This is a genomic window from Bradyrhizobium sp. STM 3809 (assembly GCF_000239795.1).
Taxonomy (GTDB): domain Bacteria; phylum Pseudomonadota; class Alphaproteobacteria; order Rhizobiales; family Xanthobacteraceae; genus Bradyrhizobium.
Genome location: NZ_CAFJ01000537.1, coordinates 1 through 6,347, shown reverse-complemented (window position 1 = coordinate 6,347; position 6,347 = coordinate 1). Strand labels below are relative to the sequence as shown.

Below are 6,347 nucleotides of genomic sequence, written 5' to 3'. Positions count from 1 at the left end.
AGCTATGAATTAGCAACCTTTCCTGCAGCGATGGCCAAATCTTCGAATGCAAAAGGCCTGCACGCGCGGCTCAAACAACCATCACGTCGCCGCCGCATCCGCCGGCGGGCGTTGCCGCAGCAGCGCGGCGCAGGCGAAGCCGAGCGCGACCATCAGGGCGGCGGCGATCAGCAGCGTCGGCTGCTTGCCGCCATGGACGACGCCGAAGCCGTAGGCGATGGGACCGACGGTCTGGCCGAGGAAGAAGAAGAACGAGTGCAGCGACATCGCGGTGGCGCGGGCGCCGATCGACAGCTCGCTGGCGAACACCTGCAGGCAGCCATGGATCATGTAGAAGCCCCAGCCCATCATCAGCATGCAGGCGACTTGCAGCTTCCAGCCGGGGCCGAAGGCCAGCGCGCCGAGCTGCAGGGCGACGAGGCTCGCGCCCACGATCATCATGCCCTTGACGCCGAGCCGCGGCAGGAAGCTCGACACCGTGAAGGTGTAGAACAGCCCGCCGACCGCGAAGCCCGCGATGACGATGCCGGCGATCGACAGCGAGGTCTCGCCGAGGTCGAACAGGAACGAGGCGATGAACGGAAACAGGCCGAACACGCAGCAGCCCTCGACGAACACCGCGGAGAAGCAGAAGCGCGAATTCGGATTGGTGAAGATGGTGCGGTAGCCCTTCCTCAATGCGGCGAGATCGGTGGTCGGCACGTGGGTGACCTTGGCGCCGCGGAAGCCGGCCGCGACCGCGAGCGAGGCGATCAGGCCGAGTGCGCCGAGGATGGCGAGCACGCCGCGCCAGCCGATGAGATCGCCGATGATGCCCGACGCGGTGGCGCCGAGCAGGTTGCCGGCCATCGAGCCGGCGAGCGTCCGGCCGATCGCGACCTGGCGCTTGTCGGGCGCGACCAGGTCGCTGGTCAGTCCGAGCGCCACCGGAAACACGCCGCCGGACGCGACGCCGGCGAGGATACGGGTCGCGAACAGCATGGGAAAGGAGCTGGCGAGCGCGCCGAGCAGGCTCGCGACGCCGAGCAGCGCAAGACACAGCGTCATCAGCCGCGCCTTGCCGAACAGGTCGGCGGCGGCGCCGATCGCCGGCTGGACCAGCGCGTAGATCAGCGCATAGCCGGCGGCAATGCCCGCCGCGGTCGCGATGCTGATCGAGAAATCCTCGGCGACATGCGGCAGCACCGGATCGAGCGCGCGGGTCGACAGCGCCGCGGAGAAGCCGGCCAGCGCGATGATGTTCACGGCCGGGGGAAACGTGTTGTCAGGCTTGGCGACGGGCTGGTGCATCAGCTGATGGCGTCCGCCGCCTGCCCCTTCGCGAGCTGGTCGAACGCCATCAGCGTCCGCAGCAGCCCCTCGAACTGCGCCAGCGGCACCATGTTCGGCCCGTCGGAGGGCGCATGATCCGGATCGGGATGGGTCTCGATGAAGACGCCGGCCACGCCGACGGCCACCGCCGCGCGTGCGAGCACCGGCACGAATTCACGCTGGCCGCCCGACGAGGTGCCCTGCCCGCCGGGCTGCTGCACGGAATGCGTGGCATCGAAGATGACCGGCGCGCCGGTCGTCCGCGCCATGATCGGGAGCGACCGCATGTCCGAGATCAGCGTGTTGTAGCCGAACGAGACGCCGCGCTCGGTCGCCAGCACGTTGGGATTGCCGGCGCCGGTGATCTTGGCGACGACGTTCGCCATGTCCCACGGCGCCAGGAACTGGCCCTTCTTGACGTTGACGACCTTGCCGGTTGCGGCCGCCGCGAGCAACAGGTCGGTCTGCCGGCACAGGAAGGCCGGGATCTGCAGGATGTCGACCGCCTGCGCCACCTCGGCGCATTGGCCGGCATCATGGATGTCGGTCAGCACGGGCAGCCCGAGCGACGACCGGATCTCGGCGAAGATCGGCAGCGATTGTGCCAGCCCGAGCCCGCGCGCGGCCGCGCCAGAGGTGCGGTTGGCCTTGTCGAAGGAGGTCTTGTAGACGAGGCCGATGTTCAGCTTTGCCGCGATCTCCTTCAGCGCCGAGGCGACCTCGAGCGCGTGGGCACGGCTCTCGAGCTGGCAGGGACCGGCGATGACGGCGAGCGGAAGCTGATTGCCGAAGCGGACGGAGCCGGCAGTCACGACCGGTGCGGCAGAGATCGGAGCGTTCACGGCATCATCCTCGTTGTGAGCGCGCGACCATGGCCAATCCCGTCCGCCGGATCAACCCGGCAGAAACCCGCGAATATCAGGGTTGCGGGGACAGTCATCCCCGCATCCCTGCGCTTCCCCTCATTTGAGGGCCGAGAACGCGGTCGGCACCAGAAACTGGCTGGTGATGTTGGCGACGATCTGGCCGTCCTCCTCGCTCTTGGCGCGCGCCGCGATCCACTCCGGATTGGTCATGAACGCGGTCCATTTGGTTTCGCGTTCGGCCAGCGATTCCCAGGCGAGGAAATACGTGAGGTCCTGGTTGGATTCGCCGATCAGGGTGGTGAAGAAGCCGACCGGGCGGATGCCGTGCTTCTCCCACAATTTCAGCGTCGTCATCTCGAAGCGCTTCAACAGCGCTGGCAGCCGGCCCGGAATGCAGCGATAGATGCGGCTCTCGTAGATCATGCGATCCTCCCTGATCTGTTCTTCTCAACCAGGGAGCGTTGTCGCAACAATCGCTGCGGCCGTCAAAGGCGGCGTGGCCGCTGGATTTCGCGCCGGCTGGAACGACGTTCGCCCCTTACTTTCGCCCCTCACCCTGAGGAGCGCGCCCTTCGGCGCGCGTCTCGAAGGGCGAGGCCTCGCTGGGGCCTCATGGTTCGAGACGCGCCGCGAACGACGACGCTACCTCGAATTAACAGAATGGGCGCGGCGCTCCTCACCATGAGGTTTGGGTTCGCAGATCGGCGCAGTACATCGGCCATGAGCAGCGTACTCTCGCCCCGCGCAGCCGGCTCACACCAGCCGGCTCTGCACCATCGCCGCCTGGATGAACGACGCGAACAGCGGGTGCGGCTCGAATGGGCGCGATTTCAGCTCGGGATGGAACTGGACGCCGATGAACCAGGGATGGTCCTCGTACTCCACGATCTCCGGCAGCACGCCGTCGGGCGACAGGCCGGAGAACTTCAAGCCATGCTGCTCGAGCCGGTCCTTATAGGCGGTGTTGACCTCGTAGCGATGGCGATGCCTCTCCGAGATCTCGGTCGCGCCGCCATAGACCTCGGAGACGCGGCTGCCGCGCTTGAGCATCGCGGGATAGGCGCCGAGCCGCATCGTGCCGCCGAGGTCGCCCGTCTTCGAGCGCTTCTCCAGCTCGTTGCCGCGCAGCCACTCCGTCATCAGGCCGACCAGCGGCTCCTTGGTCGGGCCGAACTCGGTCGAATTCGCCTCGGTGATCCCGACCAGATTGCGCGCCGCCTCGATGACGGCCATCTGCATGCCGAAGCAGATGCCGAAATACGGCACGTCGCGCTCCCGCGCGAACTGCGCCGCACGGATCTTGCCCTCGGCGCCGCGCTGGCCGAAGCCGCCGGGCACGAGGATGCCGTTGACGTGCTCGAGGAACGGCGCGGGGTCCTCGTTCTCGAACACCTCGCTCTCGATCCAGTCGAGCTTGACACGGACCTTGTTGGCGATGCCGCCATGCGACAGCGCCTCGATCAGCGACTTGTAGGCGTCCTTCATGCCCGTGTACTTGCCGACGATCGCGATCGTCACGTCGCCTTCCGGATTGCGGACGCGCTCGTTGATCGTGTGCCAGCTCGCCAGCGCCGGCGGAATCCGCGGCTCGATGCCGAACGCGGCCAGCACTTCGTCGTCGAGGCCGGCGGCGTGATACGCCTCCGGCACCGCATAGATGTTGTCGACGTCGCGCGCCTCGATCACGGCGCTTTCGCGCACGTTGCAGAACAGGCCGAGCTTGCGCCGCTCCTCCTTCGGGATCTCCCGGTCGGTGCGGCACAGCAGGATGTCCGGCTGGATGCCGATCGAGCGCAGCTCCTTGACCGAATGCTGCGTCGGCTTGGTCTTCAGCTCGCCCGCGCTCGGAATGTACGGCAGCAGCGTCAAATGGATGTAGATCGCGTGATCGCGCGGCAGGTCGTTCTTGAGCTGGCGGATCGCCTCGAAGAACGGCAGGCCCTCGATGTCGCCGACGGTGCCGCCGATCTCGACCAGCACGAAATCGTACCCGTCGTTGCCCGACAGCACGAAGTCCTTGATCGCGTTGGTGACGTGCGGGACGACCTGGATGGTCGCGCCGAGATAGTCGCCGCGGCGCTCCTTGGTCAGGATGTCCTGATAGATCCGCCCCGTGGTGATGTTGTCGGCCTTGGTCGCGGGCCGCCCGGTGAAGCGTTCGTAATGGCCGAGATCGAGATCGGTCTCGGCGCCGTCATCGGTCACGAACACTTCGCCGTGCTGATAAGGCGACATCGTGCCTGGATCGAGGTTGAGATAGGGGTCGAGCTTGCGAAGCCGGACCTTGTAGCCGCGGGCCTGCAGCAGCGCGCCTAACGCGGCTGAAGCCAGACCCTTTCCGAGCGAGGAAACCACGCCGCCGGTGATGAAGATGTACCGCGCCATGGGACCCTACCTTTAATGCCGCGCGCTCGATTCGCCAAAACGAATCGTGACCGGCCCGCAACGCTGTCACGGGCCTGTGGGTTACGTCAAAATGTGAATGGTCTCAGATGGTTGAGACCGCCTTTTGATGCAGGACGCCAATTGCGTTCCTGCATGGCTTCCCCGCGTTATTGCGACTGCGGGGCGGATGGCGCGCTCGGCGCCGCCGGGGCCTGCTGCTCGTCGGCCTTCTTGAGCTGGTCGAGCACGCCGCCAGAGCCCGGCGCCACCGGCGTCGCACCGCCGGACTGCGTCTGGCCGGGCATGTTGCCGAGGATCGAGCTCGGCTTGCGATCGTATCCGGCCAGCCAGGTCAGCAGCAGGCTGGTGACGAAGAAGCCGACCGCGAGGATCGCCGTCGTCCGCGTCAACAGGTTCGCGGTGCCCCGGCTCGACATGAAGCCGGCGCCGCCGCCCATCCCGAGGCCGCCGCCTTCGGACTTCTGCAGGAGCACCGCGCCGATCAGGACGGCGACGATCATGAGATGGATGACGATCAAGACAGTCTGCATGGTGACCTTCCGTCACAAGCCCTCGCAGGCCCCGACCGGAGGCCGGGATCGCGAGAGCTTCGCGGGCTATTCGGAAATTTGCGCGGTGTTACACGATCATGTCGGGCAACGCCACCCCGCAGATAATCGCACGCGCGCTTCACACAAGCGCTGTTGCGCCGCCTCCCGGGACCGCTTGCCGGCTCCGCCAATTTCCATTATTAGAGACGAATGGATCAAATCATAGACGATTTCAGCCAACGTCTCGCCCGCCGGCTGCAGCTCGAGCGCGACAGCCGCGGCTGGTCGCTCGCCGACCTCGCCGAGCGCTCCGGCGTCTCCAAGGCCACCATCAGCAAGATCGAGCGCGCCGAGGTCAGCCCCACGGCGGTGGTGCTGGTCAAGCTCGCCAGCGCCTTCGATCTCACCCTCGCCGGCCTGATGCTGCGGGCCGAAGCGCAGTCGGAGCGGCTGTCGAAGGCCGAGGAGCAGCCGGTCTGGCGCGATCCCGACACCGGCTACATCAGGCGCCAGGTCTTCCTCCGGCCGGACCATCCGATCGAGCTGGTGACGGTCGAGATGCCGGCCCACCGCAGCGTGACGCTGCCGGCCTCCTCCTACATCCACATCCGGCAGCTCGTCTGGGTGCAGAGCGGACGCCTGACGATCACCGAGGGCGCGGAGCGCCACGAGCTCGGCACCGGCGACTGCCTGGGCTTCGGGCCGCCGATCGACACGACCTTCGCCAACGAGATCGACACACCCTGCGTCTATGTCGTCGCCCTTGCCCGGAGTTGAAAATGAGCCCGATCCGAATCGCCCCCCTGTCCGACACGCCGGAGGTTCGCGGCGCGCTGAGCGCGATGCTGATCGAAACGGTCGCGCATGGCGGCTCCGTCAGTTTCATGCATCCGCTCGGCGAAGGTGATGCGGACGCGTTCTGGCGGGATTCACTCGCCGCGGCGAATCGCGGCGAGCGAATCATATTGGGGGCCTTCGATGATCAGGACCTGATCGGCACGGTGACGCTGCAGCTGAAGCTGCCGCCGAACCAGCCGCATCGTGCCGAGATCGCCAAGATGATGACCCGCGTCAGCCACCGCAAGCGTGGCGTCGCGCGCGCTTTGCTGGATGCGGCCGAAGCTCTCGCGCGCCGGCATGGGCGCACGATGCTGGTGCTCGACACCGCCGAAGATGGCGGCGCCTCGTCTCTCTATGAAGGCGTCGGATTCCAGCTCAGCGGCATCATCCCGGA

At 66.8% G+C, this 6,347-nt stretch carries 7 protein-coding genes; 2 read left to right on the top strand and 5 right to left on the bottom strand.

The window, feature by feature from the left end; translation table 11 throughout:
- Window positions 1-81 precede the first annotated feature (81 nt).
- From BRAS3809_RS24740 to secG, 5 genes are all read right to left on the bottom strand, one after another.
- The gene (locus tag BRAS3809_RS24740; RefSeq protein ID WP_008964765.1) at window positions 82-1,290 is read right to left on the bottom strand and encodes an MFS transporter; all 1,209 of its coding nucleotides are present in this window, start codon (window positions 1,288-1,290) and stop codon (window positions 82-84) included.
- The gene (gene kdsA / locus BRAS3809_RS24735) at window positions 1,290-2,153 is read right to left on the bottom strand and encodes a 3-deoxy-8-phosphooctulonate synthase (RefSeq protein WP_008964764.1); all 864 of its coding nucleotides are present in this window, start codon (window positions 2,151-2,153) and stop codon (window positions 1,290-1,292) included. Before kdsA ends, BRAS3809_RS24740 begins: the two co-directional genes overlap by 1 nt.
- Window positions 2,154-2,273: 120 nt before the next feature.
- The gene (locus tag BRAS3809_RS24730) at window positions 2,274-2,600 is read right to left on the bottom strand and encodes an NIPSNAP family protein (protein ID WP_008964763.1); all 327 of its coding nucleotides are present in this window, start codon (window positions 2,598-2,600) and stop codon (window positions 2,274-2,276) included.
- Window positions 2,601-2,930: 330 nt separating this feature from the next.
- Window positions 2,931-4,562, bottom strand: a complete 1,632-nt coding sequence (pyrG, locus tag BRAS3809_RS24725; protein WP_008964762.1) for a CTP synthase — start codon at window positions 4,560-4,562, stop codon at window positions 2,931-2,933.
- A gap of 167 nt (window positions 4,563-4,729) precedes the next feature.
- Window positions 4,730-5,113 carry a preprotein translocase subunit SecG gene (gene secG / locus BRAS3809_RS24720; protein WP_008964761.1) on the bottom strand — a complete coding sequence of 128 codons (384 nt, stop codon included), beginning with the start codon at window positions 5,111-5,113 and terminating at the stop codon, window positions 4,730-4,732.
- 210 nt (window positions 5,114-5,323) lie between these two features.
- Here secG and BRAS3809_RS24715 point away from each other — a divergent pair, with 210 nt between their 5' ends.
- On the top strand, window positions 5,324-5,890 hold the full coding sequence (locus tag BRAS3809_RS24715) for a helix-turn-helix domain-containing protein (protein WP_008964760.1): 567 nt from the start codon (window positions 5,324-5,326) through the stop codon (window positions 5,888-5,890).
- A 2-nt stretch (window positions 5,891-5,892) separates the two neighbouring features.
- Window positions 5,893-6,347 (top strand): GNAT family N-acetyltransferase (locus BRAS3809_RS24710; RefSeq protein ID WP_035658252.1); only part of this gene is annotated, 455 nt, incomplete at its 3' end.

What these genes read in the sequence shown, in the direction of transcription:
- BRAS3809_RS24740 (WP_008964765.1), bottom strand. Translation starts at nt 1,290, where the DNA reads ATGCACCAGCCCGTCGCCAAGCCTGACAACACGTTTCCCCCGGCCGTG.
- BRAS3809_RS24730 (WP_008964763.1), bottom strand. Translation starts at nt 2,600, where the DNA reads ATGATCTACGAGAGCCGCATCTATCGCTGCATTCCGGGCCGGCTGCCA.
- pyrG (WP_008964762.1), bottom strand. Translation starts at nt 4,562, where the DNA reads ATGGCGCGGTACATCTTCATCACCGGCGGCGTGGTTTCCTCGCTCGGA.
- secG (WP_008964761.1), bottom strand. Translation starts at nt 5,113, where the DNA reads ATGCAGACTGTCTTGATCGTCATCCATCTCATGATCGTCGCCGTCCTG.
- BRAS3809_RS24715 (WP_008964760.1), top strand. Translation starts at nt 5,324, where the DNA reads ATGGATCAAATCATAGACGATTTCAGCCAACGTCTCGCCCGCCGGCTG.